This window comes from Streptomyces sp. EDA2-14, assembly GCF_054963755.1.
Window position 1 is genome coordinate 490,524 of the sequence record NZ_JBUEGE010000003.1, and the last position, 26,446, is coordinate 516,969.

At 69.3% G+C, this 26,446-nt stretch carries 15 protein-coding genes; 3 read left to right on the forward strand and 12 right to left on the reverse strand.

The features are described 5' to 3' along the window. Positions 1–83: 83 nt before the first annotated feature. From dxs to ngcE, 8 genes are all read right to left on the reverse strand, one after another. Positions 84–2,006 carry a 1-deoxy-D-xylulose-5-phosphate synthase gene (dxs, locus tag ACY34M_RS11970; protein ID WP_462718405.1) on the reverse strand — a complete coding sequence of 641 codons (1,923 nt, stop codon included), beginning with the start codon at positions 2,004–2,006 and terminating at the stop codon, positions 84–86. A gap of 225 nt (positions 2,007–2,231) precedes the next feature. Further along, a complete protein-coding gene (locus tag ACY34M_RS11975) occupies positions 2,232–3,512 on the reverse strand; it encodes a sugar ABC transporter permease (RefSeq protein ID WP_462718406.1) in 1,281 nt (426 codons plus the stop codon). After that, complete coding sequence (locus tag ACY34M_RS11980; protein ID WP_462718407.1) at positions 3,509–4,300, reverse strand: ATP-binding cassette domain-containing protein; 792 nt, start codon at positions 4,298–4,300, stop codon at positions 3,509–3,511. Before ACY34M_RS11980 ends, ACY34M_RS11975 begins: the two co-directional genes overlap by 4 nt. A 157-nt stretch (positions 4,301–4,457) precedes the next feature. Then, positions 4,458–5,576 carry an ABC transporter substrate-binding protein gene (locus tag ACY34M_RS11985; protein ID WP_462718408.1) on the reverse strand — a complete coding sequence of 373 codons (1,119 nt, stop codon included), beginning with the start codon at positions 5,574–5,576 and terminating at the stop codon, positions 4,458–4,460. A 121-nt stretch (positions 5,577–5,697) separates the two neighbouring features. After that, complete coding sequence (locus ACY34M_RS11990) at positions 5,698–6,909, reverse strand: ROK family transcriptional regulator (RefSeq protein ID WP_462718409.1); 1,212 nt, start codon at positions 6,907–6,909, stop codon at positions 5,698–5,700. A gap of 200 nt (positions 6,910–7,109) precedes the next feature. After that, on the reverse strand, positions 7,110–8,042 hold the full coding sequence (locus ACY34M_RS11995) for a carbohydrate ABC transporter permease (protein WP_462718410.1): 933 nt from the start codon (positions 8,040–8,042) through the stop codon (positions 7,110–7,112). 2 nt (positions 8,043–8,044) lie between these two features. Further along, entirely contained in the window at positions 8,045–8,968 is a 924-nt protein-coding gene (locus ACY34M_RS12000; protein ID WP_462718411.1) for a carbohydrate ABC transporter permease, read from the reverse strand. Positions 8,969–9,032: 64 nt separating this feature from the next. Beyond that, positions 9,033–10,490 (reverse strand): N-acetylglucosamine/diacetylchitobiose ABC transporter substrate-binding protein, encoded by a 1,458-nt coding sequence (gene ngcE / locus ACY34M_RS12005; protein WP_462718412.1) that lies wholly within the window; start codon positions 10,488–10,490, stop codon positions 9,033–9,035. A gap of 367 nt (positions 10,491–10,857) precedes the next feature. Between ngcE and ACY34M_RS12010 the strand changes: the two genes are divergently transcribed. Both ACY34M_RS12010 and ACY34M_RS12015 read left to right on the forward strand, forming a co-directional pair. Beyond that, complete coding sequence (locus ACY34M_RS12010) at positions 10,858–12,003, forward strand: MFS transporter (protein WP_462718571.1); 1,146 nt, start codon at positions 10,858–10,860, stop codon at positions 12,001–12,003. 80 nt (positions 12,004–12,083) lie between these two features. Then, on the forward strand, positions 12,084–15,938 hold the full coding sequence (locus ACY34M_RS12015) for a GH92 family glycosyl hydrolase (RefSeq protein WP_462718413.1): 3,855 nt from the start codon (positions 12,084–12,086) through the stop codon (positions 15,936–15,938). Positions 15,939–15,983: 45 nt separating this feature from the next. Here the strand turns inward: ACY34M_RS12015 and ACY34M_RS12020 are convergent, their stop codons facing one another. From ACY34M_RS12020 to ACY34M_RS12030, 3 genes are all read right to left on the reverse strand, one after another. Continuing rightward, a complete protein-coding gene (locus ACY34M_RS12020; protein WP_462718414.1) occupies positions 15,984–17,510 on the reverse strand; it encodes an ABC transporter substrate-binding protein in 1,527 nt (508 codons plus the stop codon). Then, positions 17,510–19,666, reverse strand: a complete 2,157-nt coding sequence (locus ACY34M_RS12025; protein ID WP_462718415.1) for an ATP-binding protein — start codon at positions 19,664–19,666, stop codon at positions 17,510–17,512. The genes ACY34M_RS12020 and ACY34M_RS12025 overlap by 1 nt, the downstream gene beginning before the upstream one ends. A gap of 116 nt (positions 19,667–19,782) precedes the next feature. Continuing rightward, a complete protein-coding gene (locus ACY34M_RS12030) occupies positions 19,783–22,986 on the reverse strand; it encodes an NACHT domain-containing protein (RefSeq protein ID WP_462718416.1) in 3,204 nt (1,067 codons plus the stop codon). Positions 22,987–23,106: 120 nt separating this feature from the next. On the opposite strand from ACY34M_RS12030, the gene ACY34M_RS12035 reads away from it, so the two are divergent. Beyond that, positions 23,107–23,631: a hypothetical protein gene (locus tag ACY34M_RS12035; protein WP_462718417.1), complete on the forward strand. Its 525-nt coding sequence runs from the start codon at positions 23,107–23,109 to the stop codon at positions 23,629–23,631. Positions 23,632–23,716: 85 nt separating this feature from the next. Here the strand turns inward: ACY34M_RS12035 and acnA are convergent, their stop codons facing one another. After that, positions 23,717–26,431, reverse strand: coding sequence for an aconitate hydratase AcnA (acnA, locus tag ACY34M_RS12040; RefSeq protein ID WP_462718418.1), 2,715 nt, complete (start codon positions 26,429–26,431; stop codon positions 23,717–23,719). Positions 26,432–26,446 lie beyond the last annotated feature (15 nt).

Sequence of the window (26,446 nt, forward strand, 5' to 3'; positions counted from 1 at the left end):
TCAACCGTATTCATGCGAATGGGGCCGGTCGAGCCCCCTAATGGGGGATCGACCGGCCCCGGTCGCCGATTTCGGGGCGCGTGTCAGTCGCGCGCGGGCTCCACCGTCTTCGCGGGGGCCTCCTCGTAACGGCCGTCCAGCTTCGACACCAGACCCGTCACCTGGCGGGCGATGTCCGGCGCCGTGAGGCCGATCTCGGCCATGATCTCCTTGCGGGAGGCGTGGTCGAGGAAGCGCGGCGGGATGCCGAAGTCGCGCAGCGGGACGTCGACGCCCGCGTCGCGCAGGGCCTGGGCGATGGACGAGCCGACGCCGCCCACGCGGGAGTTGTCCTCGACGGTGACGACGACGCGGTGGCGCTCGGCCAGCGGGGCCATCGCCTCGTCGACCGGCTTGACCCAGCGGGGGTCGACGACGGTCGTCGTGATGCCCTGCTTGTCGAGGAGGTCGGCGATCTCCAGGCACATCGGGGCGAGGGCGCCGACCGAGACCAGGAGGACGTCGGGACGCTCCGAGGAGGCCTTGCGCAGCACGTCCATGCCGCCGATCCTGCCGACCGCCTCGACGGCCGGGCCGACCGCGCCCTTGGAGTAGCGGACGACGGTGGGGGCGTCCTTGACCTGGACCGCCTCGCGCAGCTGGGCGCGGACCTGGTCGGCGTCGCGCGGGGCCGCGATGCGGCAGCCGGGGACGACCTGGAGGAGGGACATGTCCCACATGCCGTTGTGCGAGGCGCCGTCGGTGCCGGTGATGCCGGCCCGGTCGAGCACGAACGTCACGCCGCACTTGTGCAGCGCCACGTCCATCAGGACCTGGTCGAAGGCGCGGTTGAGGAACGTCGCGTACACCGCGAAGACCGGGTGGAGGCCGCCCTGGGCGAGGCCCGCCGCGCTCGTCGCCGCGTGCTGCTCGGCGATGCCGACGTCGTAGACCCGCTCGGGGAACTCCTCGGCGAACTTCTTCAGGCCGACCGGCTGCAGCATCGCGGCGGTGATCGCCACGATGTCCTCGCGCTCGCGGCCGAGCTCGACCATCTCGTCGCCGAAGACGGAGGTCCAGTCGGCGCCCGAGGCCTTGATCGGCAGGCCGGTGTCGGGGTGGATGGGGCCGATGCCGTGGAAGCGGTCGGCCTCGTCCTGGAGGGCGGGCGTGTAGCCGCGGCCCTTCTCCGTGAGGCAGTGCACGATGACGGGGCCGCCGAAGCGCTTGGCGCGGTTGAGCGCGGACTCCAGGGCCTCGATGTCGTGGCCGTCGATCGGGCCGACGTACTTCAGGCCGAGGTCCTCGAACATGCCCTGCGGGGCGATGAAGTCCTTGAGGCCCTTCTTGGCGCCGTGCAGCGTCTCGTAGAGGGGGCGGCCGACGACCGGAGTGCGCTCCAGGAGGTCCTTGCCGCGGGCCAGGAAGCGCTCGTAGCCGTCCGTGGTGCGCAGGGTCGCGAGGTGGTTGGCGAGGCCGCCGATGGTGGGCGCGTAGGAGCGCTCGTTGTCGTTCACCACGATGACGAGGGGGCGGTCCTTGGCGGCGGCGATGTTGTTCAGCGCCTCCCAGGCCATGCCGCCGGTGAGGGCGCCGTCGCCGATGACCGCCACGACGTGGTCGCCGCGGTCCTGGATCTCATTCGCCTTCGCGAGGCCGTCGGCCCAGCCGAGGACGGTGGAGGCGTGCGAGTTCTCGATCACGTCGTGCTCGGACTCGGCCTGCGAGGGGTAGCCGGACAGGCCGCCCTTCTGCTTCAGCTTGGCGAAGTCCTGGCGGCCGGTGAGCAGCTTGTGCACGTAGGACTGGTGGCCGGTGTCCCACAGGACCTTGTCCTGCGGGGACTCGAAGACACGGTGCAGGGCGATCGTCAGTTCGACCACGCCGAGGTTCGGGCCGAGGTGGCCGCCGGTCTTGGAGACCGCGTCGACGAGAAAGGTCCGGATCTCGCCTGCCAGCTGGTCCAGCTGCTCCAGGCTGAGCCGGTCCAGATCGCGCGGTCCCGTGATGCGGGTCAGCAACGGCACCCGTGCCTCCTTGCGATAGAGCTGTGAGTAGCTGGTTGAGCTGTCGAGCTTGCTGGGCCTGTCGATTCTAATGTTCCGCCGGTCGCGACGGCGTGCGGGCCGTGCGTTCCTCGTCACGCCCTCGTCACGAAACGGAACCAGTACCCCGCGGCGCGCGCATGACTGTGCCCGGCGTCGCCCTTGACGCCGGGCACAGTCAGTCGAGGCCAGAAGGGCCGGGAGCCGTCAGGCGCGGCCGGCGGTCTTCTGGGTCTTACGGGTGATCGAGTCGATGACGACCGTGGCGAGGAGCACAGCGCCGGTGATCATGTACTGGATCGGAGTGGCGATGCCCTGGAGCTGGAGGCCGTACTGGATCGACGTGATCACCAGCACACCGAGCAGCGCGTTCCAGGTGCGGCCCCGGCCGCCGAAGAGGCTGGTGCCGCCGATGACGGCCGCGGCGATGACGTTCATCAGAAGGTCACCGGCACCGGCGCCCTGGTTGGCCGCCGCGATCTTGGAGGCCCAGAAGAGGCCGCCGACCGCCGCGAACAGGCCCGCGAGGGAGAAGACCGAGATCCGGATCGCCGTGACGTTGATGCCGGCACGCCGGGAGGCCTCGACGCTGCCGCCGAGCGCGTTGATCTTTCGGCCGTACGAAGTGCGGCGCAGCATGAAGTCGGTGCCGACGAGGACGATGCCGAAGAGCAGTACCGCGAGCGGCAGGCCCTTGTACTGGTTGAAGATGACCGCGACGCCGAAGACGGCGATCGCGAGCAGCACCGTGCGCAGCACGATGTCGCTGAGCGGCCGGGACGGGATCCCCGCGGCCTCGCGGCGCCGGTTGCCGAGGAAGGTCGGCACGAAGTAGCCGAGGACCGCGATCACGGCGAGGCCGTAGGCGGCGGCGACGTCCGAGAAGTAGTACGTGGTGAGCTTGCCGACCACGCCGTCGCCGTCGAGGTTGATGGTGCCGTTGGAGCCCAGGATCTGGAGCATGAAGCCGTTCCAGAACAGCAGGCCCGCCAGGGTGACGGCGAACGCCGGGGCGCCGAGCCGTGCGAAGAAGAAGCCGTGCAGGGCTCCGATGACCGCGCCCGCGGCGAGCGACGCGAGGACGGCGAGCCATTCGTTCATGCCGTGCGTGACGCTCAGCACCGCGGTGATCGCCGAGGAGACACCGGAGACGGATCCCACCGACAGGTCGATCTCGCCGAGCATCAGCACGAAGATGATGCCGACCGACATCATGCCGGTGGCGACCATCGCGACGAAGATGTTGCTGAGGTTCTCCGCGCCCAGGAACGCCGAGTTCATGCTCTGGAAGATCGCGCCGATGACGATCAGGCCGATGACGACCGGGATGGCGCCCAGGTCACCGCCCTTGACCTTGCGCTTGAACTCGCTGATGTAGCCCGCGAAGCCCTGCTCGCGCACGAGGAGGCGGGGGTCCACGGCGGTCACTGCGGCTCCGGCGGCGACACCGGGTTCGTCCACGGGGGCTTTGGTCTTGTCGATGCTCACTTCTGAGCCTCCCCGTTCGCGCGCGCCGCACGTCGGGTCACGGCGTTGTCCGTGGCGCCGGTGATGGCGGAGATGATCTCTTCCTGAGACGTGCTCTTGACGTCGAACACGCCGTTGTTGCGGCCGAGCCGGAGCACGCCGACCTTGTCGGCGACGGCCTTCACATCGGCCATGTTGTGGCTGATGAGGATGACCGCGTGGCCGCGCTCGCGCAGCCGCTCGACGAGGTCGAGGACCTGAGCGGTCTGCTCGACGCCGAGGGCGGCGGTCGGCTCGTCGAGGATCACCAGCTTGGGCTCGCCGAGCATGGAGCGGGCGATCGCCACGACCTGGCGCTGACCGCCGGAGAGCGAGGCGACCGGGATCCGGACGCTGGGTATCCGGATCGACAGCGTGTCGAGCAGTTCCTGGGCGCGGCGCTCCATCTCGACCTCGTCGAGGATGCCGCGCTTCTTGATCTCGCGCCCCAGGAACAGGTTGCCGACGACATCGATGTTGTCGCACAGCGAGAGGTCTTGATAAACGGTCGCGATCCCCAGGTCCTGGGCATCGTGCGGCCGGTTGACGGCGACGGCCTTGCCGTGCCACTCGATGACACCGTCATCGATGGGGTGCACGCCGGCGATCGTCTTGACCAGGGTGGACTTTCCGGCACCGTTGTCGCCGACCAGGGCGACCACCTCACCGGCGTGGACTTCAAGCTCTACGTCGGTGAGCGCCTGCACGGCACCGAATCGCTTGGAGACCCCGCGCAACGCCAGCACGGGCGTAGCGGACACGTGAACCATCTCCTTCACCGCCAAGGCCTGACCCGGCGGGAGGTTGAACTCAGAAGAATGAGGGGGGTGTTGGGTGTTCCGTCCGGCGCCCGGCCGTTGAGCTGCGGGGCTGTTGGCGGCGGGGCGCCGGACGTGCATCAGAGGGCGACTTGCGCCCATGTGCGGGTTACTTCAGGCCGATCTTGTCGCAGGCCTTCTTGTACTTGGCCGTGCAGATGTCGTTGACCGTGTAGTAACCCTCCTTGATGACCGTGTCCTTGATGTTGTCCTGGGTCAGCGAGACCACCGGGACGATCACGGAGGGGATGTCCTTCGCACTGCCGCTGTCGACCTTGGTGGTCTGCAGCGAGCTGTCGAGCTTGCCGTCCTTGGCGATCGAGACGGCCATCTTGGCGACGGTCTCGGCCTCCTGCGGGTACGACTTGAAGACCGACATGTACTGGTCGCCGGTCACGATGCGCTGCACGCCGGCGAGCTCGGCGTCCTGGCCGGTGACCGGGGGAAGCTTGGAGACGCCCGCGCCCTTGAGCGCGGTGATGATGCCGCCGGCCAGGCCGTCGTTGGCGGAGTAGACGCCCACGATCTTGTCCTTGCCGAGCGCGGAGATCGCGGCCTCCATGCTGGCGTTGGCGTTCTCCGGCTTCCACTCCTTGGTGTCGTACTCCTTGGCGACCTTCACCTTGCCGTCGAGGACGGAGTGGGCGCCCTTCTTGAAGTCACCGGCGTTCGGGTCGGTGGCCGAGCCGTTCATCATGACGATCTGGTTGCTCGGCTTGGCCTTGTCGCCCAGGGCCTTCAGCAGCGCCTTGCCCTGCGTCTTGCCGACCTCCTCGTTGTCGAACGAGGTGTAGGCGGAGATCGGACCCTCGGCCAGGCGGTCGTAGGCGACGACGGGGATGCCGGCGTCCTTGGCCTTCTTCACACCGCCGGCGACGGCCTTGGCGTCGACCGAGTCGAGGATCAGCACGTCCACCTTGTTGGTGATCATGGTGTCGATCTGCTGCGACTGGACGGACGCGTCCTGCTTGGCGTTGAGGTACTGGACCTTGCCCTTGCCGTTCGTCAGCTTCTTGACCTGCTGCTCGATGATGGGCTTGTCGAACTTCTCGTAACGCGCCGTCTGGTTCTCCGGAAGGAGCAGACCTATCTTCAGCGCGTCGGTCTTCTTGCCGGCGGTCTTGTCGCCCTCGTCCTTGGACTCCTTGGCGCTGCCACAGGCGGCGAGAGACACGGCCATGGCACTGGCACAGATGGCAACGGCGGCACGACGCATACGCGTGTTCACTTCAGAAACCTCCCTGACGAGGCCGCGTCGTTGCGGCCGAGGTGGCTGGAAGTCAACTCGGCCGCAACCGCAGCGTCAAGGAGTAAATCCTTAACGGGTTGGCAACGGTGTCATGCGTTTTCTAAGTGAAGGCAGGTGTGGCTGCGGGCACAGAGCCCGCACCGGACCCGTCCAAAAGCATCGAATCGCCCATCTCGCTCAGCGCGAGGGCCAGTGCCCCGAGCACCTCGGCGCGGCCGCCCAACGCCCCTGGGAGGACCGAGAGTTGGCGCCCGGCGCTGGGGATCGCGTAGCGCCCCACGGACTCCCTGATGGGCCCCAGGACCAGCTCTCCGGCCTCCGCCAGATCGCCGCCGAGCACCACCCGGCTGGGGTTCAGCAGATTGCACAGGTTCGCGACGCCGGAGCCGATGTGCCGCCCCACGTCCGCGACGACGCGGCGGCAGCCGGGGTCCCCGTCGCGCGCGAGCCGCACGACGCCCTCCATCGTGAGGTCGGTCCCGTGGCTGGACTGGAGCAGGGGCAAGACGTACCGGGCGGCGGTGAAGGTCTCCAGGCAGCCGCGGTTGCCGCAGCGGCACACGGGCCCCGACTCGTCGAGCGTGATGTGCCCGATCTCGCCCGCCGTGCCGCCGGGGCCGCGGTAGATCTTTCCGCTGATCACGAGCCCTGCGCCGACACCGCTGGCGACCTTGATGTACGCGAGGTCCTTCACACCGCGGCCGCTGCCCCACACCAGCTCGCCGAGCGCGCCGAGGTTCGCGTCGTTGTCGACGTGCACCGGGACGCCCAGGCGCCGCGCCAGCTCCTCGGCGGGCTTGGTGCCGGCCCAGCCCGGCAGGATCGACGTGGAGCCCAGCGTGCCGCTCTCCACGTCGATCGGTCCTGGCACGCCGAGCCCGACGCCCGCGACCTTCGAGCGGTCCACGCCCGTGGCCTCGATGAGGCGCTCCACCAGCTCCTCGGCCCGGTCGAAGCCCTGCGCGGCGGAGGCGTCCACGTCGAGCGGCTCGGACTCCTCCGCGAGCACCTGGTGGGCGAGGTTGCCTACGGCCACGCGCAGGTGGGTGTGGCCGAAGTCGACGCCGATCACGATCCCGGCGTCGCCGCTGAGGGAGACGCTGCGGGCCCGGCGGCCGCCGGCCGATGTGGGCGTGACCTCGACCGTCCCGCCGTCCTTGAGCTCCCTGACGATGTTGGAGACCGTCGCGGCCGACAGGCCCGTCGTCCTCGCGATCTCCGCCTGCGTGAGCGAACCGGCAAGCCGCACGGCACGTACGACCCGCTCGAGATTGGCCCGGTGCAGCGAGGACTGCGACCCCGGAGTCTCCATTGACTCTCTCCACCTCATCTTTGGTCCGCGTCACCCAGTGTGACCGGACCTTGTACAAGTTATGAACTCCAAGCTCCGCTGAAGGTGTCTCCGCCGTCAAGCCCTTGACGGAAATACCTTGCCGAGGAAACGCGCAGAAGTCCGGCCCCGGAGGGATTTGCCCCGGGGCCGGATGGTTCGTCGCACCAGAAAGCAGAGCGCTACTTCAGCGCCCCCGCGGTCAACCCCTGAACGACCTGTCGCTGGAAGATGATGTACGCCGCCAGCACCGGCAGCATCGCCATCACCAGGCCCGCGAAGAGTCCGGACCAGTCGCCCTTGTATCCCTGGCTCGTGGCGAGCTCGACGAGGCCCTGGGCGAGGACGCGCTTGTCGGCCTCCGTGTTGAGGACCGTCGGGATCATGTACTGGTTCCACTGCCCGAGGAAGTTGAAGATGCCGACGCTGATCAGGCCGGGCTTGGCCATCGGCAGCATGATCTGGAAGAACGTCCGGGTGTGCGAGGCCCCGTCGACGAACGCCGCCTCCGCGATCGAGGTGGGCAGCGTCCGGAAGAACGAGGTGAGGAAGAACACCGTGAACGGCAGCGAGTACGCGATGTAGGCGAGCACCAGGCCGTGGATCGTGTTCAGCAGGGCCATGTTCTTCATGACGAAGAACAGCGGCACCAGGGCCAGCATGATCGGGAAGCTCATGCCGCCGATGAACAGGAAGTAGATGAAGCGGCGGCCCGGGAACTCGAAGCGGGCCAGCACGTACGCGACCATCGAGCCGAACACGAGCGTGCCGGCGAGCGAGAGACCCACCACGATGATGGTGTTGAGGAAGTACTCGCTCATGTGCGCGTCGGACCACGCGCGCGACCAGTTCTCGAAATGCAGCTTGTCCGGCAGCGACCAGGGCGAGCCGAAGATGTCGCCGTCGGTCTTGAAGGACGTCATCACCGCCCACAGCAGCGGCATGACGACCATGAAGGCCCAGAGGACGAGCATGCCGTGCGAGAAGACGTTGAGGACGCCGCCCTCGCTGCTCTTCTCCTTGCCCTTGCGGGAGGGCTCGGTCTTGGTGACCGGGTCGCCGCCGCTGCCGCGCTGGGCGGGCACCTCGGACGGCGGGGTGTCGGTGGTCTTCATGGTCAGTACTCCAGCCGCTCGCGTCGACCGAGGCGCATCACGACGGCCGCGAACAGCAGCGTGAGGACGAGCAGGGCGACACCGATCGTCGTTGCGTAGGCGGCGTTCGCGTCACGGAACGCCGATTGCCAGACGTACAGGGGAAGGACGGTCGTCGAGTAGGCGGGGCCGCCCGGCCCCACGGACATGATCTGGACCGAGGCGAAGGCCTCGGCGCCGAGGGCCAGGATGCCCATGTAGATCCAGCCGGACTGGATGGTGTCCCACAGCAGGGGCACGGTGATCCTGAAGAAGGTGGTGGCCCGGCCGGCCCCGTCGAGCAGCGCCGCCTCGTAGAAGTCCTTCGGAATGGACGCCATGCCCGCCGAGAAGAGGACCACGAAGAACCCGACGGTGCTCCACACCAGGACGGCCATGATGGACCACAGGGCGACGTTCGGGTCGCCCAGCCAGTCCTGCGCGAGCGAGTCCAGGCCGATCGCCCGCAGCGCCCCGTTGATCGCCCCGTCATTGGGGCTGTACGCGAACCGGAAGAGGATCGCGACGATCGCGATCGAAAGCACCTGCGGGAAGAAGTACGCGATCTTGTAGAAGCCCGAACCCCGCACTCCCGCGATGGTGGCGCCCTTCCGGTGCCGCCCGCCCACATTGATCATGAAGGCGAAGAACAGTGCGAGGCCGAGCGTCACCAGCGGCAGCAACACCACGAACATGACGCTGTGTTGCAACGCCTTCCAGAAGACGTCGTCCTCGAACATCCTCTTGTAGTTCGCGAAGCCCACCATCTTGAAATCCGGGCTCAGTCCGGTCCAGTCGGTGAACGAGTAGTAGATCGCCTGGATGAACGGCCAGATGACGAAGACCGCGTACAGCACCAAGGGGGCCACCAAGAACCCCACAATGAAGCGGTACTTGCCGTGTTGCATGGTTAACGACCCCGATCGGTAGGCGGGCGCCGCCGCTGGTGACAGTTGCTCATGTGCCCTGCTGCTACTGGTGCTTGTAGTGCTTGATGGACTGATCCTTGGCCGTCGCGTCCGCGAAGGCCTGGATCTTCTTGATGGCCTCGGCCGGGGTCATGCGGCCTGCCATCATCTCGCCCAGACAGGCGACACCGATCTGTTCCTTCTGGAGCTTCGCGTACCAGTCCTGCATACGGGGGTTGACCACGTTGTCCTTGGCCAGCTCGAGGGCCGCGTTGGCCGACTCCGTGCCCGACGTCAGCTTGATGCCCTCCGTGCCGCCGTTGTAAGCCGTCAGCGACTTCACGAGCTTCGTGGTGTTCTTCGAGGACGCCTCGCTGAGCATGATGCGCAGCTGCTCCATGCCGCCCTGCGTGTTCTTCGCCTGCGCCGGGACGATGTACGGCTCGGAGCCGGCCGCCCAGATGGTGCCGAACGGCATCTTGTCGCTCTTGTCGAGGCCGGAGGGGGCGCTGACGGTCAGCTCGAAGTCCTTGGGGATGACGCTCGCCGACTCGTTCTCGACCCAGGAGCCGTTCGGGAGGAACAGCGCCTTGCCCTTGGCCCAGGCGGTCTGGGACTGGATGTGGTCGATGCCTGGCGTGCCCTTGAGGATGTAGCCCTTCTTGTAGAGCTCGTAGTACGCCTCGAAGGCGGCCTTGACGGCCGGGTCCTTCCAGGCGTTCGGCTCCAGGTTGTCGATCTTGTCGAGGACCTCGCGGCCACCGATCTTGGCGATGAACGGGTAGAGCGAGAACGGCAGGTAGTACGGGTACTTGCCCGCGTACGTCCAGCCCGCCATGCCCTTCTTCTTCGCCTTCTCGCAGACGGCGAGCATGTCGTCCCAGGTCTGCGGGTACTCCGCGTCGAGGCCGTCGAGCGCCTTCTTGGAGTACCAGACGCCGTACACGGTGTAGGCCATGTACATCACGACGCACTGCGAGCCCTCGAACTGGCCCATTTCGACGACACCGGGGCGCAGCGTGTCGCGGAACTTCTTGTTCGGGTCGTCGACGGACGGGGCGTCGAGGAGCGGCGTGAGATCCGCGAGCTGCTTCTTCGAGAAGAGAACACCCATGTCCATCTGCTCGGCGCCGGAGTTGTCGATCAGGTCCGGCGGGGTGCCGCCGTTGAATTTCGGCTGCAGCTCGGACTGGATCTTCTGCGTCGAGTGGAAGTTGACCTTCGCCTTCGGGTGCGCCTTCTCGTACATCTTGGTGGCGTCCTTGGCGTACTGAGTACCGAACCCACCGTCGAAGATGACCACGGAGACGGCGGCGCTCTCGTTCACGCCCAGCGGGTTCTTGGCGGACTTCTTGCCGCCCTTGTCCTTGCTGCCGCTGTCGTCGCTGCCGCTGGCGCACGCGGAGAGCATGCCCATGGCCGGTACGGACAGCAGGCCGAGCGCCGCGGAGCGCTTCATCAGATCGCGGCGGCCGACGCCACCGTTGGTGCTCTGCGTGTTCTGCTCGGAAGTGGATCCCATGCTCAAGTCCTCGCCTTCTCCAGGACTCAGGCGGTGAACCGGATCCTCCCCGGCACCGCGGTGATGTGCTGCGTAACACAGGTGGAGCTGGGTGATGCCCGCCCGGAACTCACGACGGGTCGGGGCGGTGGCGACAGGTATAGTCCACTTCCTGTGAGGGGGGCAAGATCGAATGCAGGTTTGGGTATCGGTCTTTTCCGAGTTGAGACCTCCCGGAAATACGTCGCACGACCGACGAAGACGATCTTTCAACTTCCTTGCGTGCAAAGGGTGTAGGAGGAACGGTTCTCAAGGTCCCGGATTTCGCTGAACCATGAGGCGGGAAGCGACGCCTGCTACATTCCGGAACGTGTCCACGACCCGCCGGATGTGGCCGTTGTACGCGGCCGGTTTCACCACCGCCTTCGGCGCCCACGGAATCGCCGCCACCCTCGGCGGCGACACGGACGACGCGGTCACCTCACTGCTCGTCCTCGGCGGCCTGCTCGCCCTCTACGACGGCGCCGAGGTCGTGCTCAAGCCGCTCTTCGGGACACTCGCCGACCGGATCGGCGCCCGCCCCGTGCTCCTCGGCGGCCTCGCCGCGTTCGCCGCGGCCTCCGCCCTGTACGCGATCGCCGACAGCCCCGCGCTGCTGTGGGCGGCCCGGCTCGGCCAGGGCGCCGCCGCCTCCGCGTTCTCCCCCTCGGCGTCCGCGCTGGTCGCCCGGCTCAACCCAACGGCCAAGCACGGCAGGGCCTTTGGCTCCTACGGCTTCCACAAGTCCGTCGGCTACACACTCGGCCCGCTGCTGGGCGGCGTGCTGGTGTGGGCCGGCGGTCTGCGTCTGCTGTTCTTCGTGCTCGCGGTGCTCGGCGCCGCCGTCGCCCTGTGGGCCGCGCTCGTCGTGCCCGCCGTGCCGCCGCTGCCCAAGGCCCGGCAGACGGTCCTCGACCTGGCCCGGCGCCTCGTGGATCCGGTGTTCCTCGGCCCGACGGCCGCGCTCGCCGCCGCGACCGCCGCGCTCTCCGTCGGGGTCGGCTTCCTGCCGGTCTCCGGCCGCGTGGCGGGGCTCGGCACGGTCGCCACCGGCGCCGCCGTCTCCCTGCTCGCGGCCTGCGCCGCGGTGGTCCAGCCGCGGGCCGGGCGGGCCCTGGACGACGGGCGCCTCGGTACGCGTACGGGCCTGGCCGCCGGGCTGGCCGCCACCGCCGCGGGGCTCGCCTGCGCGATGCTGCCCGGCCTCACCGGCATCCTCCTCGCCGCCGCCCTCATCGGCCTCGGCACCGGCCTGATCACCCCGCTCGGCTTCGCCGCGCTGGCGTCCGCGACGCCGAAGGAGCGCCTCGGGCAGACCATGGGCGCCGCCGAACTCGGCCGGGAACTCGGCGACGCGGGCGGCCCGCTGCTGGTCGCCGCCGTCGCGTCGACGGCCACCCTCACGTACGGCTTCGGGGCGCTCGCGCTGGTCACCGCGGCGGGCGCGCTGCTCGCCCGCACCCGCCGACACGCACACTCGCTCCAACACCCTTGACACCGCTGCGCACTTGCACCCCTACTGGACCTTGCTCAGCAACTGACAACGTTGTCCAGTAGCCGGAGGGTACGCCCTTTATGCGAGGCAGATACAGACACCTCAGGTCCAGGCACAGACTCGGCGGCACGGCGGCGCTCGGCGCGGCCGCGCTCGTGCTCGCGGCGGCGGGACAGGGGCTCGGTCCCGCCCCGGCCGCCCAGGCCGCCGGAGGGAAGCCGGAGTTCCGCTCCTCCTTCGAGGCCGGGCAGCCCGCGCCCGACTGGCTGAACACCGTGGAGACCGCCCCGGGCGGGGAGAAGCGGGCGAGCGGCGTCGACGGCGCGTACAGCAGCGGCATGCCCGGCAATGTGAACGGCCATGTCACCGACGTCCGCGCCAGCGACGAGAACACGGGCGGCGGCGAGACCAAGGAGAACCTCGTCGACGGCGAGGCGACGACCAAGTGGCTGGCGTTCACGCCGACCGCCTGGGTCGAGTACGACCTCGACGAGCCGGTCAAGATATCGAAGTACGCGCTCACGTCGGCCAACGACCACGACGAGCGCGACCCCAAGGACTGGACCCTGAAGGGTTCGACGGACGGCAAGGACTGGAAGACGCTCGACACCCGCTCCGGCGAGACGTTCGACAAGCGGCACCAGCTGAAGTCGTACGACATCGAGAACCCGGCGGAGTACGCCCACTTCCGCGTCGAGTTCACCAAGAACAACGGCGCGAGCGACGCGACGCAGCTCGCCGACCTCCAGCTCTCGACGGGCGGGGACTCCGCCCCGGCCCCCGAGGACATGCTCTCGCTGGTCGACCGCGGCCCCACCGCCTCGCCGACCGCCAAGGCGGGCGTCGGCTTCACCGGGACGCGCGCGCTGCGCTACGCCGGTACCCACAAGGGCGACGGGCGCGCGTACTCGTACAACAAGGTCTTCGACGTGAACGTGGCGGTGGCCAAGGACACCGAGCTGGCGTACAAGGTCTTCCCGTCGATGGCGGACGGTGACCGCGACTACGACGCCACGAACGTCTCCGTCGACCTCGCCTTCACCGACGGCACGTACCTGAGCGACCTCAAGGCGGTCGACTCCTACGGCGGCGCGCTCACCCCGCAGGGGCAGGGCGCGGCCAAGCGGCTGTACGTGAACCAGTGGAACGCCGTGACGTCGGGCATCGGGTCCGTGGCCGCCGGCAAGACGGTCGACCGGGTCCTCGTCGCGTACGACTCCCCCAAGGGTCCGGCGAAGTTCCGCGGCTGGCTCGACGACATCAGCATCGCCAAGGCCCAACCGGTCAAGCCGAAGGCGCACCTGAGCGACTACGCGTCGACGACCCGCGGCACGAACTCCACCGGGGGCTTCTCGCGCGGCAACACCTTCCCGGCGACGGCCGTACCGCACGGCTTCAACTTCTGGACGCCGGTGACCAACGCGGGCTCGCTGAGCTGGCTGTACGACTACGCGCGCGACAACAACGCGGACAACCTGCCGACCATGGAGGCGTTCGCGGCGAGCCACGAGCCGAGCCCGTGGATGGGTGACCGGCAGACGTTCCAGGTGATGCCGTCGGCGAAGAAGGGCGACGCGCTCGACACCTCGCGTTCCGGGCGCGCGCTGCCGTTCAAGCACGACGACGAGACGGCGACGCCCTCGTACTACGGCGTGACGTTCCAGAACGGCGTGAAGGCGGAGATGACGCCGACCGACCACGCGGCGGCGCTGCGCTTCAGCTACCCGGACGACGACGCGAGCGTCGTCTTCGACAACGTCTCCGACCAGGGCGGGCTCACGCTCGACAAGGAGAGCGGGACCGTCACGGGCTACTCCGACGTGAAGTCCGGTCTGTCGGCGGGCGCGACACGCCTTTTCGTCTACGGCGTCTTCGACAAGCCGGTGACGGACTCCGCCGCCTCGGGCGTGAAGGGGCACTTCACGTTCGACGCGGGCAAGGACCGCACGGTCACGCTGCGCCTCGCGACGTCGCTGATCAGCGTCGACCAGGCGAAGGACAACCTCGCGCAGGAGCTCCCGGCGAAGCGGTCCTTCGGTGCCGTACGGGACGCGGCGCGCGCCCAGTGGGACACGCTGATGAAGAAGGTGGAGGTCGAGGGCGCGACGGACGACCAGCGGACCACGCTGTACTCCTCGCTGTACCGGCTGTACCTGTACCCGAACTCGGCGTTCGAGAAGGTCCGTTCGCAGGGCGGCAAGGCGACGTACAAGTACGCCTCGCCCTTCTCCCCCATGCCGAACCCCGACACCCCGACCCACACGGGGGCGAAGATCGTCGAAGGCAAGCCGTATGTGAACAACGGCTTCTGGGACACGTATCGCACGACGTGGCCCGCGTACTCGCTGCTGACGAAGAAGAAGGCCGGTGAGCTGGTCGACGGGTTCGTGCAGCAGTACCGGGACGGCGGCTGGACCTCCCGCTGGTCCTCCCCCGGCTACGCGGACCTGATGACCGGCACCTCCTCCGACGTGGCGTTCGCGGACGCCTACGTGAAGGGCGTCGACGGCTTCGACGTGGAGTCGGCGTACAAGGCGGCCGTGAAGAACGCGACCGTGGTGCCGCCGTCCGCCGGTGTCGGCCGCAAGGGCATGACCACCTCCCCGTTCCTCGGCTACACGTCCTCGGACACGCACGAGGGCATGTCGTGGGCGATGGAGGGCTATCTCAACGACTTCGGCATCGCGGAGATGGGCCAGAAGCTCTACAAGAAGACCGGCGAGAAGCACTACAAGGAGGAGTCGGAGTACTTCCGCAACCGCGCCCGCGACTACGTCAACATGTTCGACGACAAGGCGGCCGGTACCGGCTTCTTCCAGGGCAAGGACAAGGACGGCAACTGGCGGGTGAAGTCGTCCGACTTCGACCCGGCGATCTGGGGCTACGACTACACGGAGACCAACGCCTGGGGCTACGCCTTCACCGCCGTCCAGGACAGTCGCGGCCTCGCCAATCTGTACGGCGGCCGCAGCGGACTCGCCAAGAAGCTCGACACGTACTTCGACACGCCGGAGACCGGCTCCGCGGATGTCGCAGGCTCGTACGGCGGTGTCATCCACGAGATGACCGAGGCGCGTGACGTACGGATGGGCATGTACGGCCACTCGAACCAGGTCGCGCACCACGTCACGTACATGTACGACGCGGCCGGTCAGCCGTGGAAGACGCAGGAGAAGGTGCGCGAGGTCATGTCGCGGCTCTACACGGGCAGCGGGATCGGCCAGGGCTACCACGGCGACGAGGACAACGGCGAACAGTCGGCCTGGTACCTGTTCTCGGCGCTCGGCTTCTATCCGCTGGTCATGGGCAGCGGCGAGTACGCCATCGGATCCCCGCAGTTCACGAAGATGACGCTGCACCTGGACGGGGGCAAGGACCTCGTCGTCAAGGCGCCGAAGAACAGCGCGAAGAACATCTACGTGCAGGGCGTGAAGGTCAACGGCCGTACGTGGACGAAGACCTCGCTGCCGCACTCGGCCATCGCCAAGGGCGGCACCATCGAGTTCGCGATGGGCGACAAGCCGTCGAAGTGGGGCACGGGTGCGGACGCGGCGCCGACGTCGATCACGGACGACGACAAGGTGCCGTCGCCGCGTACCGACGCGATCAAGGGCTCTGGTCCGCTGTTCGACAACTCGTCCGCCACGTCGGCGAGTTCGGAGTCGGTGGAGCTGCCGGTCGGTACGGACGGCGCGAAGGCGGTCCAGTACACGCTGACGTCGGAGGACAAGGCGAAGGCCCCGAAGGGCTGGCGTCTGGAGGCCTCGGACGACGGCGAGGACTGGAAGACCGTCGACTCCCGGTCCGGCGAGTCCTTCGCCTGGGACAAGCAGACCCGGGCGTTCTCCGTGCCCTCCCCGGCGGCGCACAAGCACTACCGGCTGGTGTTCACCGGCGGGGCGGCGACGGTGGCGGAGGTGGAGCTGCTGTCGTGACGCGTCCCGGTCGGCGCGGGGGGCCTCACCCGCGCCGGCCGGGGCTCAGCCGGGGCAGTTCGCGTCGTCCTGGTACGTCCGGTAGAGCGGCACGGCACGCCCCCGCGAGGGGAACTCGACGACCGGCACCGGCTTGCACGCCGCCCACTGGTCGTTGCTCTCGAGCCCCGAGAAGCCGTACGTGCCCGTGGCGCCCTGGAGGCAGCCGCTGCACGTCGCGCCGCCGCTGGTGGACTGCGACAGGCTGTTGTAGACGTCCTTCGCCGTCGGCAGGCGCTCGGTGGTACCGGCCGCGTTGATCTCGCTGAAGGAGCGGCCCGTCGCCTGGGCGAGCAGCCGCAGGCCGTCGTAGTACGAGGCCGCGTACCCGTCGTCCAGGGGCTTGTCACCGAGTGCGTGCTGGCCCTTCAGGGTGTCGAAACGGTCGAGGAAGTCGTCGAAGCCCGCGGGGCGCGCGCTCGCCCCCTGCTTCTCCCACGCCGGGTCGAAGGACGAGGAGTCGACGATCGTGGCGTTGGCGGTGCGCAGGTCGCGCTCCGTCTGGGGCGTGGTGAGCGTCGGTTCGAGGCCGATGCCGATCTTCAGGATCCGGACGTGTGTCCTGCGGTCGCAGCTGCTGTCGTCGGCGAGGGCGTTGATGAACGCCGGGAGGTCCTGGTCGCGGCCCGCGAAGAAGACGGTGTCGGACTTGTCGCGGCAGATCTTGTTGACGGCGTCGGTGAAGAGCTGCGGGACGCCCTGGTCGTTGCCCGAGGAGCCGGTGAAACTGGAGTTGTGCGCCTTGAAGCCGTACTCCTTGCCGAAGCGGGTCAGGAGCGCGTCGCGCAGGTCGTCGGAGTAGACGTCGCCCTTGCGCCGGTCCCACAGGAGCAGCCCGTTCTTCTTCTGCGGGTAGCGCTTGAGGTAGCCGGCGAGCGCCTTCGCGAACTCCTTGTTGTTGGGCGAGGTCTTGAAGAAGTACGGGTAGTTCATCGACGACGCGGTTATCACCGGGCCGACCGTCGGGATCTGGTGGCGGCTCAGTTCGGCGAGGGCGTGCTTGGTCTCGGTCTGGCTGCTGGGGATGCCGGTGACGCCGACGAGCGGCGCGTTCGTGTCGCCCTGCCGCTTCGCCAGCTCCTCGACGACGGGCTCCCACTGGCCGAGGTCGCGGCCGTCGGGCGCGAACAGCAGCTGGAACTGCGGCCCGCCCTGTCCCGCGTTGGCCTCCTGGAGTCCCGCGAGCGTGCCGGTGAGCGCCCGGCGGATCATGTCCGGGGTCATGGCGCTGGAGTCGTCGGAGGTGAACGGCATCATCAGGGCGATCCGCACGTAGGGCGTTTTGCCGCCCTCCTTGGCCACGCGGGAGTTCTCGTCGGCGACGGCCTGGAGCAGCGTCTTTATGCCGGGGTCCGCGTCGAAGGTGTCCCGGGTGACGCCGACGCACTCGCCCGCGACCTCGCGCAGTCCGCCGTCGCACTTCCGCAGGAGTTCCCTGCCGCCCCAGACGCCGCCCGCGACGAGCGCGAGCACGACGACCAGCGCGATGCACCAGTCCAGCGGTCCCCACTCCCTGATCCTGCTGCCGAACATCAGCCCTCCACGGAGGTGGTCGTCGCGGGGACGGGCAGTTCCTGCCCCTTGCGGGCGGCCGTCGGCCAGTCGCGGGCGGCCTGCCCGAGCGCCGCGTACCAGGTGGGATGGCGGCGCGCGAGGAAGCCCAGCTCCTCCCCCACGGCCCGGCACATCCGGTCGGCGTCCGGGTCGAGGGCGGCGTCGGCGTACGGCTCGGAGAGGTACCACAGGGCGTGCAGCAGCCGGTTGATGCTGCGGCCCGAGGGGTCGAGGCGGGCGTAGCGGGCGGCGTGCTCGCCGTCGGCTATCTCGACGCGCTCGTCGCGCCAGGTGTCGTCGGTGGGCGGCACGGGCGCGCTGGCGCAGCGCTTGAGGCACAGCAGCCAGTGCTCGACGCTCTGCTCGGCCTCCTCGGCGTCGAACTCGTCGGCGAGCATCGCGACGACCTGCTGCGGGTTCCCGGCGGCGAGGTTGTGGCGCAGGGCGTCGGCCTCCTCGGTCTCGGCGCGCTGGACGTGGTGGAGGTGGAGGAAGGCGTGGACGGAGCGCCAGCTGTGCGGCTCGTCGCCGGGCGGCATGGTGCGCCGCGCCTCGTGGACCAGGAGCGTGCGCAGCAGCCCGCTGGTGACGAGGGGCTGGTCGGCGTCGGGGAGGTCCTGCCACTCCCGCTCGACGAGGTACTGGGCGGCGGCCGTGGCGGGCAGTTGCTCGGGGCCGACGAGGCCGAGGTCCTGGGCGAGCGCCTCGGCGGCCTTGGCGTCCCTGGCGAGGCAGAGTTTGACGAGGCGGTCGCGCTGTCTGCGGTCGGGCAGCAGATCCCGCAGCAGCACCTCGGTGACGGGTCGGCCGCCCTCGACGCGCAGGTCGAGCAGGTCGCGGGGGACGACGGTGCGGTTCTGCCGGGCGGTCTCGACGGCGGCGTCGGCGAGGACGGTGCTGGCCGAGGGGTGGCCGCCGGTGAGCGCGTGCAGCGCGGACGCGAGGTGGGGGTGGAGCAGGCGCGAGGACGCGCGGTCGAGCATGGAGAGGATGTCGTCCCTGGTCAGCGGGGTGAGCGGGAGGACGAGGAGGCCTTCGGACGGTTCGTGTCCGGTCCGCTTCCACAGGGTGGCGGCGTGTCCGGTCCGTCTGGTCCCGCCGGGCGGCAGAAGGTCGACGAGTTCCCGGCGTACGGCGTACGGCGCGTCCTCGTGGGGCAGGTCGCCGAGGCGGGTGGCGACGACGACGGTCCGGTCGTCGTACTTGCGCGTCCCCAGGGCCCGCTGTTCCAGGAGGAGTTCGAGGAAGCGGGCGCCTGCGGGGGTGTGCGCCTCGTCGAGGAGGATCAGCGGCCAGGGCTCGCGGTTGAGGCGGCGCACCAGTCCGTGGGTGTGGGCCAGCTCCTCCAGGAAGGCGGCGGTCAGGGCCTGTTCGGCCGCGTGCCGGTAGTCGCCGCCGCGGTGGAAGCGGCGGGACAGCAGCCACAGCGGGTCCTCCTCGGCGATGGTGCCGTCGGGGGTGGTGTGGCGCCGGCGGAACCAGGCGCGCGACGCGGCGAGCGGCATCCGCTCGGCGAGCTGGCGCAGCAGGGCGGCGGTGACGGGCTGTGTGCCGTCGGGGTCGTCGGGGTCGCCGTTGCGGGCGGCGGCCTCGCTGACGGAGGTCTCGACCCCCATGGCCCAGTCGCGGGCGACCTCGCGTTCGGTGCCGCGCGCGAGGCCGCTCGCGATCAGCATCCGGGCGTGGCGGCGGCAGACCGCGTCGCGCTCGTCGGTCTGTCCGTGGTGCCAGCCGGACACGGCGAACAGGGCGGGCATCAGCGTCCGGAAGAGCCCGTACGTGGGGGTGAGCGCGCCCACCAGGCGTTCGAGGATCTCGGCGGCGGAGGCGGCGGTCTGGGGCGGCACGCTGCCTTCGGGGACCTCCTCGGCGATGCCGGACGCGACGGGCGAGCCCGGTACGACGGCGCGCACGTGGGCGAGCGGGAGGCGGCCGCGGTAGCCGCGGGCGAGGGCGTCGAGGAGTGCGCTGCGGCCGGTGCCGTGCTCGCCGGTGAGCAGCACGACGGGCACGTCGGATCCGAACTCCCGCTTCGCTCGCATACGTTCGTGGAACGCGAGCCCGGTGAGTGCGGGGACGAGCGATCCCACCAGGGGTTCACGCCCGTACAGAAAGGGCGCCTTGGGCCTCGCCATCTTCGGCTGTCCTGCTTCCCTAGGGATCGTCAACTGCCATGTGAACCCTAGAACTTACCTGTGACGCGTATCTCTTGCCAGATGGGGCGAAGCGCTGCGCTGTGGTCCCGGCGGTCTCACGGTTGGGGGTAAATCTCCAGCTCGGCGCCCGTGGGCAGCTCCTCGACGCCCTGGACGGCGCCGCCGGGGTAGGCGATCCGCACCCGGCGCAGCGACGCGATCCCCTTCAGCGGGGAGAGGTCGAGGTCGCCGCCCTGCGTCACGTGCAGCTCCTCAAGGCCCTGCAACCGCCGTGACATGCGCCGCAGTTGGAGCGGGGTGCCGGGCTGGGCGTAGACGAAGAGCTTGGTCAGCTGGGGGATCTGGCTGGCGGGGTTGAACAGGAGGGTGCTGAGCTGCTCGGCGGACAGGCACAGGGTGCGCAGTTCGGGCAGCCGGCCGAGCAGGCCGCCCCAGTCCTCTGGCAGGAGGCGGCTGCTCGCGTCCTGGAGCCGCAGCTCCCGCAGGGCGACGCAGCGGGTGATGTCGGAGAGTTCGGAGGTGCCGGGTGGCAGCGAGAGCGTCGTGAGCCGGCCGGGCCTGGGGAGTCCGGCGACGCCGCGCCAGGGGACGCCCGCGCCGATGTGCAGGGCTTCGAGGTGCTCGCACTGGTCGAGCCGCTCCAGCGGCTCGAACTGCGGGACGTTCTCCAGGGTGAGGCTGCGCAGCAGGGGGAGCCCGGTGAGCGGGTCGGGGTCCTTGACGTTGCGGCAGCCTTGCAGGGTGAGGCTCTCCAGGTGCTGGAAGTCGTGCAGCAGCGTGAGGTCGTCGATCTGCAGCGCGCCGCGCAGCCGCAGCTCGCGGAGGTGCTCGGAGGAGAGGGCGGCGCGGATGGCGGAGGGGTCGAAGTCGCCGTGGATGCCGACGCGACGGCAGCCGGGGAGGCGCCCCAGGGCGTCGAGTTCGGCCTGCGAGCGGACGGTGACCGGTTCGTCGGGCGCGGCTTCGAGGAGCGGCGCGATGATCTCGCGGGCGTACGTCTCGGTGTCGAAGCGGTCCCAGTGGCCGAGGAGCTGGGCGCGCACGGTGGACTGCGAGGTGGTGAGGAATTCGCGCAGGCGCGGGATGGCGGCGTCGCCGCCGATCTGACAGATGGCGTGCGCGGTCGCCAGCTCGGCGTCCCCTTCGAGTTCGTCCGCCCTGGGGAGCAGGCCGAGCAGCAGGGGTCCGGTGCGGGCGAGGACGCGGGCCTGGCGCAGGCTGCGCGGCGGGAGCATGCTGGCGGCCTCGGCCTCGATGGTCTGGCGCACGGCGGGTTCGAGCCGCGTGGCCTGTTCGAGGGAGGCGAGGGCGAGGAGCCGGATCCTGGCCTGGACGGTCACGTCCTTCTCGCGCTTGCCGCGGTCGCTGAGCCGCATGAGCAGATCGGCCCGTCCGTTGTGGTCGGCTTGCGCGACGGCCATCTGCACCACGTCCTCCCACTGATCCATGTGAGCGTGTTTCACCAGCATGCCGAAGTCACGGTCCTCAAGAACAGCCTTGGCACCCAGGTAGTCCTGAAACGTGCGATGAATGAAGTCCACCGCTCCGGGTGCGGGCTCGCGGAGCAGCCCCGAGCGCTCCAGAAGATACTCCAGCGCGTGCTCCGGGCCGCCGAGCCGCTCCAGGCTCGGCACCTGCGGCTGGAGCCTGCGCAGCTCGTGGATCGCGTCGCCGCGCTCCATCTGGATGTCGTCGTTCCGGATCAGCCGGTACGCGAGCCGCTTCAGCGGTTCGGTCGCGGACTCCTCGTCGAGCCGCGGCCGGTCGTCGCCCCGCCCGTACAGATCGCGCTCGACGTCGCGCCGCTCCAGCAGCATGGACAGGGCCGCCCGGTAGAGCGAGGCCCGTCCGTTCGGCAGGAAACCGCGGCGTTCGCGGTGCAGGGCGCAGATCAGCGAGCACATCAGCGGGTTGGTGGCGAGGCGGCTCAGCTCGGGATTGGAGCGCAGGGACTCGACGAGTTCCTCGGCGAGTCCTTCGCGGGCGTCCGCCGCGATGTGCCACCGCGCGATGAAGCGGCGCAGATCCTCGGGGCTGAGCGGGTTGAGGCTCAGCTCGTGGAAACCCTCGGCGTCCAGGTAGCCCGGTTCGAGGGCGGAGGGACGGGTGGTGCACAACCACAGGTTGCCGGGGAATTGGCGCACGAGACGGCGCAGCCAGTCGCGTGCGCGCCTCCGGTCGGCTCGGGGGATCTCGTCCAGGCCGTCGACGAGGAGTACCGCGCGCCCGTTGCGCAGGACGCGGACGGCCCAGCCGTCGGGTTCGCTGCCGGACAGGTCGCAGCGCATCCAGTCCAGGAACTCCTCGGGCACCGGGAGCTCGGAGCCCTGGCGGGCCAGTGTCCGCAGCGGCAGCACGAACGGGACGCGTCCGATGAGCTGCGGCAGCGCGACGGGGACGGACTCCTGGCGTGCGGTGGTCAGGGCGAGCCACTGCACGAGCGTCGTCTTTCCGGTGCCGGCGAGGCCGTGCAGCAGGACCTTTCCGCATCCGGCGAGCACCGATTCGACGCTCTCCTCGGGCACGGACTCGTAGTCGCGCTCCTCCTGCTCCGCGGCCGCGAGCGGTACGGCGGTGGGGCTCAAGTACGCCTCGTCCAGCGGCCATTCGGGGCCTGCGGGGTCGCGGAGGTCGACGCCGTAGATCGTGAGGCGCCCGTGCCGCTCGACGACGTAGCGGGCGTACTCCTCCTCGAAGCGGAGGTCGGCGGCATGATGGTCCTCACCGGAGACGATCCGCAGCAAGCGTTCCAACAGCTCCTTCTGTTCGCGCAGTTGGCGGGAGTTCTCCAGCTCCGCGCGGGCCTGGAAGCCGGGCCGCTCGGTGAAGAACCGCACGAGGTGCACGCAGGCCGTCACCAGCAGCGCGTCGTGGAAGCGGGCCGCGTCCGCGGTGAGCAGTCCCCGGATGTCCCGCTGCGCCGCCTTGTTGAGCCTGGCGGCCAGCTCGTCGGGACCGAGCAGCACCAATTCGACGTCGTTCATGTCGAGTTGACCGAGGGCGAAGAGCGTACGGCTGAGGGCCTGGGCCACCGCCTCGTGCTCGTCGTCGGGCAGTCGGCTCTCGTTCGGCGGCATGGCCCGCACCGCGCGCCGCACCAGCTCCCGTGAGAGCCGGTACATGTCGTCACGGCTGAGAGCGGGATGATCGCCGACGAAGGACAGCAACGCCCTTATGCGCACAGGCTTTTCACCGGGGAACTCGGCGCCCGCCACCTTCGCCGGAGGCAGCACGAACCGCTTCAGCAGCGGCACCACCACCGAGGACGCGAGCTTCAGCCCCATTGCGCCCAGTTCCACCGCTCACCCCCGTCGCCCAACTGCCTTCCACCATACGTCCACAGCGAGTCGCGGCGCGGCAGCCGAAGCCGACGCGCACCGGGGGTTGTCGGCAACTCCCGGCGGTGCCACGTTGATTACATGCTTACAGCCGAACAGCACGAGGAGTTGCGCGGCTGGTTCGCCGGCCGTCTGCCCGACGGGCTCTTCGAGGGACCCGTCGACATCACCGTGGACCGCGAGGAGATCACCGTCGTCGGTCCCGTGCCCGAGCCGCGGCTCGCCAAGGACGCCTCCGACGCGGAGCGCGCGGCTGCCGTCGAAGGCCGTATCCAGGAGTTCCGGGAGCGTACGCGCGACGAGCGCATCGGCGTCGCGCGGCAGGCCGAGCACCGGTACGGCAAGAAAGTGTCGTGGGGCGTGCGCTGCGGCACCGAGGAGGCCCTGTTCACGCACGTGTCGGCGCCGGTCATGACCCGGTTGCGGCAGCGCGAGCGACAGGTGCTCGACACGCTGGTCGCCGGAGGCGTGGCGCGGAGCCGCAGTGACGCCCTCGGCTGGTGCGTGCGGCTCGTGCAGCGCAATGCGGAGGACTGGCTGAGCGAGCTGAGCGAGTCCCTTGAGCAGGTGCGGCGCGTACGGGCGCAGGGCCCGGACGCCTCGTAGAACAAGGAAACAGGACAACAGGAGAACAGGCGGAGGGCCGCACCCCGAAACCGGGATGCGGCCCTCGACTGCCTTGCTGACCTGCTTACTCGCTGATCAGGCTGCGCAGCACGTACTGCAGGATGCCGCCGTTGCGGTAGTAGTCCGCCTCACCGGGGGTGTCGATGCGGACGACCGCGTCGAACTCGACACCGGTGTCGGTCGTGACCTTCACCGTGGACGGCGTGGTGCCGTTGTTGAGCTCGGTGACGCCGGAGATCGAGAAGGTCTCCTCGCCGGTCAGGCCCAGCGTGTCGGCCGACTGGCCCTCCGGGAACTGCAGCGGCAGGACGCCCATGCCGATGAGGTTCGAGCGGTGGATGCGCTCGTACGACTCGGTGATGACGGCCTTGACGCCGAGGAGCGCGGTGCCCTTGGCGGCCCAGTCGCGGGACGAGCCGGAGCCGTACTCCTTGCCGCCCAGGATGACGAGCGGGGTGCCCTGCGCCTGGTAGTTCTGCGAGGCGTCGTAGATGAACGACACCGGCCCGTCGGCCTGGGTGAAGTCGCGGGTGTAGCCGCCCTCGGTGCCCGGCGCGATCTGGTTGCGCAGGCGGATGTTGGCGAACGTGCCACGGATCATGATCTCGTGGTTGCCGCGACGCGAGCCGTACGAGTTGAAGTCACGACGCTCGACGCCGTGCTCCGACAGGTACTTGCCGGCCGGGGTGTCGGCCTTGATCGCACCGGCCGGGGAGATGTGGTCGGTGGTGACCGAGTCGCCCAGCTTGGCGAGGACGCGGGCGCCGGAGATGTCCTGGACCGGGGCCGGCTCCATCTGCATGCCCTCGAAGTACGGGGGCTTGCGGACGTAGGTGGACTCGCTGTCCCACTCGAAGGTGTTGCCGGTGGGGACCGAGAGGGCCTGCCACTGGGCGTCGCCCGCGAAGACGTCCTCGTAGGACTTGGAGAACATGTCCTCGCCGATGGCGTTGGCGACGACGTCGTTCACCTCGGCCTCGGAGGGCCAGATGTCCTGGAGGAAGACCGGCTTGCCGTCCTGGTCGGTGCCCAGGGCGTCCTTGGTGATGTTCACCTTCATCGAACCGGCGATGGCGTACGCGACGACCAGCGGCGGGGACGCCAGGTAGTTCATCTTGACGTCGGGGTTGATGCGGCCCTCGAAGTTCCGGTTGCCGGAGAGGACCGAGGTGACGGCGAGGTCGTGGTCGTTGACGGCCTTGGAGACCTCGTCGGGCAGCGGGCCCGAGTTGCCGATGCAGGTGGTGCAGCCGTAGCCGACGAGGTTGAAGCCGACCTTGTCGAGGTACGGGGTGAGACCCGACTTGTCGAAGTAGTCGGTGACGACCTTCGAGCCCGGGGCGAGCGTGGTCTTGACCCACGGCTTGCGGGTCAGGCCCTTCTCGACGGCCTTCTTCGCGACGAGGGCGGCGGCCACCATCACGTAGGGGTTCGAGGTGTTGGTGCAGGAGGTGATCGCGGCGACGGTGACGGCACCGTGGTCCAGCTCGTACGTCGTGCCGTCGGGGGCGGTCACGGTGACCGGGTTCGACGGGGTGCCGTTGGAGACGGCCGGGGCGTCGGAGGCCGGGAAGGACTCCTTGCCCGCCTCGGAGTCGTCCGAGACGTAGTTGCGCACGTCCGTCTTGAACTGCTCGGCGGCGTTCGCGAGGACGATGCGGTCCTGCGGACGCTTCGGACCGGCGATCGACGGGACGACCGTGGAGAGGTCGAGCTCCAGCTTCTCGGAGAAGTCGGGCTCGGCGGCCGGGTCCAGCCAGAGGCCCTGCTCCTTGGCGTAGGCCTCGACGAGCGCGACCTGCTGGGCGTCACGGCCGGTCAGACGCAGGTAGTTCAGCGTCTCGTCGTCGATCGGGAAGATCGCGGCGGTGGAGCCGAACTCCGGCGACATGTTGCCGATGGTGGCGCGGTTCGCCAGCGAGGTGGCGGCGACGCCCTCGCCGTAGAACTCGACGAACTTGCCGACGACGCCGTGCTTGCGCAGCATCTCGGTGATCGTGAGCACGAGGTCGGTGGCGGTGGTGCCGGCCGGCAGCTCGCCGGTCAGCTTGAAGCCGACGACGCGCGGGATCAGCATGGAGACCGGCTGGCCGAGCATCGCGGCCTCGGCCTCGATGCCGCCGACGCCCCAGCCAAGGACGCCCAGGCCGTTGACCATCGTGGTGTGCGAGTCCGTGCCGACCAGGGTGTCGGGGTAGGCCTGGCCGTTACGGACCATGACCGTACGGGCCAGCTTCTCGATGTTGACCTGGTGGACGATGCCGGTGCCGGGCGGGACGACCTTGAAGTCGTCGAACGCGGTCTGGCCCCAGCGCAGGAACTGGTAGCGCTCCTTGTTGCGGCCGTACTCCAGGTCCACGTTCTGCTTGAACGCGTCCGAGGTGCCGAACTTGTCGGCGATGACGGAGTGGTCGATGACCATCTCGGCCGGGGACAGCGGGTTGATCTTCGCCGGGTCGCCGCCGAGGGCCTTCACGGCCTCACGCATCGTGGCGAGGTCCACGACGCAGGGCACGCCGGTGAAGTCCTGCATGATCACGCGGGCCGGCGTGAACTGGATCTCCTGCGCGGGCTGAGCCTGGGAGTCCCAGCCGCCGAGCGCACGGATGTGATCGGCGGTGATGTTCGCGCCGTCCTCGGTGCGGAGCAGGTTCTCCAGAAGGACCTTGAGGCTGTAGGGAAGGCGAGCAGAGCCCTCGACCTTGTCCAGCCTGAAGATCTCGTACGACTCGTCGCCCACGCGCAGCGTGCTGCGGGCGTCGAAGCTGTTCGCCGACACGACAGTCTCCTTCAT